Raw genomic sequence first — 2,256 nt, 5'->3', positions numbered from 1 at the left:
CAGCTCGACCTGCTCACGCCCGCCGCGCGCCGCGTCGCCGCGTACGTCCTCGACCATCCCGAGGACGTCGTGTACCAGACCGTCACGGAACTCGCGGAGGCCAGCGGCAGCGGCGAGGCCACCGTCATCCGCACCTGCCGCGACCTCGGCTTCGGCGGCTTCCAGGACTTCAAGCTCGCGCTGAGCGCGGACCTCGCCACCCGCGCGCCCGGACGGGGCGAGGGAACGGCGGGCGCGGGGGAGCTCCTCGCGGACGCCGCCGAGATGATGCGCGCCGCCATCGACGAGACCCGCAAGGTCCTCGACGCCGCGCAGGTCGAGGCGGTCGCGCGGGCCCTCGTGGACGCGCCCGCCGTGCTCGTGAGCGGGCAGGGCGCGAGCGGCATCACCGCCCTCGACCTCACGTACAAGCTCGTGCGGCTCGGCGTGAACGCCACCGCCGAACGAGACCCGCACCTCGCCGCGATGCGCGCCGCGACCCTGCCGCGCGGCGGCGTCGTGATCGGCATCAGCCGCTCGGGCAGCACGAAGGACACCGTCGGCTGCCTGCGCGTCGCGCGCGAGGCGGACCTCGTCACGGTCGCCGTGACGCACCGCGCCCGCAGCCCTATCACCAAGGAGGCCGGGTTCGTGCTCTACACTGCGAGTCCCGAAAGTCCGCTCACCGGAGGCGCCACGACCAGCAAGGCCGGTCAGCTTCTCGTGCTCGAAGCGCTGTACCGCACGCTCGCGAGCCTGAAGCCCGGCAGCGAGGACGCCGTGCACGACACGGCCGCCGCCGTCGCCGACCGCAGCTACTAGCCAGGCGCGGACCCCAGGGAATCCCGAGTCTCTCACGCGTCCACGACGCACCGGAAAGGAAAGACCATGAAGCGCAACCTCCTCCTGACCGCCGCCCTGCTCTCCGTGAGCGCCGCCTCCGCCCAGAAGGTCCAGCTCGAGTTCTGGACGCAGTCGCTCGCGCCCCTGTTCAACGACGAGATGAACCGCCTCGTCGCGGAGTACGAGAAGCAGAACCCCAACGTGGACGTCAAGTGGGTGGACGTGCCCGCCAACGCCATCGAGCAGAAGCTCCTCGCGTCCGTCGCGGCGGGACGTCCGCCCGCCGTCGTGAACCTCAACGCCGACATGACCGTCAAGATGCGCGACCAGGGCGCCCTGGAGACCCTCAACGACATCGGCGACAAGACCCTCAAGACGTACTTCCCGGGCGCGCTCTCCACCTTCACCTTCGAGAACAAGGTGTACGGCCTGCCCTGGTACTGGGCGCCGAAGGTCGTGGCGTACAACACCGAGATCTTCAAGAAGGCCGGGCTCGACCCGAACAACCCGCCCCGCACCATCCAGACGCTCATCGCGGCGGCGAAGCAGATCAAGGACAAGACCGGCATGTACGGCTTCATGCCGAACATCAACAACATCAACTTCCTGTTCCTCTTCCAGGAGTACGGCCTGCCGATCCTCGACAAGGGCGGCAAGAAGGCGGTGTTCAACAGCCCGCAGCACGTGCGCGTCCTGCAGGAGTACGTGGACCTCTACAAGAAGGGCTACATCCCCGAGGACACCATGCGGCGCGGCTTCGTCGGCGCGACCGAGCTGTACGGCGCGGGCAAGCTCGGCATGCTCATCACGGGTCCGCAGTTCATCCTGCGCGTCGAGAACGACAACAAGACCGTGTACGGCCAGACGAAGGTCGCGCCCTACCCGCTCAACCTCGCCGGGAACGTGATCCACACGCCCCTCATGGCGATGAGCGTCCCCAAGGGCGTGCAGAACAAGGCCGAGGCGATGAAGCTCGCGGCGTTCATCACGAACGACGTGAACCAGCTGCAGTTCAGCAAGGTCACCAAGACGACCTTCCCCAGCACCATCAAGTCCAGCACGAACGCCTTCTTCAAGCAGGGCGGCGACAACGCCATCGACCAGGGGCGTCTCGTGAGCAGCACGGAGCTCAAGAAGGCCCGCGACCTCACCGTCGTCGTGCCCGACGCGAGCAAGCTCTTCAAGGCCTTCAAGGACAACATCGAGGCGGCCATGGCGGGCAACAAGTCCGCGCAGCAGGCGCTCGACGAGATCGTCCGCGTCTGGAACAGCAGTCTCTGAGCGGCCGTCAGCGCCCGGCCGTCAGCCTTCAGCGTCGGTCCTGACCGTCCGATCCGTCCGGTGGCCCCTCCCCTCCCGAGGGGAGGGGCCACTCCACGCTCCCGAACGTTTCCATGAGGTGACATGCGTTCCCTGACCCTCCTTCTCGCCCTC

Annotated in this window: 2 protein-coding genes; both read left to right on the top strand. The window is 68.0% G+C overall.

Annotation, left to right across the window (positions count from 1 at the left end):
• Window positions 1–801 (top strand): MurR/RpiR family transcriptional regulator (locus DEIPI_RS0104465; RefSeq protein WP_211238239.1); only part of this gene is annotated, 801 nt, incomplete at its 5' end.
• Between the two features lie 66 nt (window positions 802–867).
• A complete protein-coding gene (locus DEIPI_RS0104460; RefSeq protein WP_027480981.1) occupies window positions 868–2,103 on the top strand; it encodes an ABC transporter substrate-binding protein in 1,236 nt (411 codons plus the stop codon).
• Window positions 2,104–2,256: the final 153 nt, after the last annotated feature.

The organism is Deinococcus pimensis DSM 21231, from assembly GCF_000519345.1.
GTDB classification, from domain to species: Bacteria; Deinococcota; Deinococci; order Deinococcales; family Deinococcaceae; genus Deinococcus_A; species Deinococcus_A pimensis.
This window is presented reverse-complemented; position numbering and strand designations above follow the sequence as displayed.

Bases quoted from the DNA above. Each gene is read 5' to 3' on its own strand.
- DEIPI_RS0104460 (WP_027480981.1), top strand. From the start codon at position 868: ATGAAGCGCAACCTCCTCCTGACCGCCGCCCTGCTCTCCGTGAGCGCC.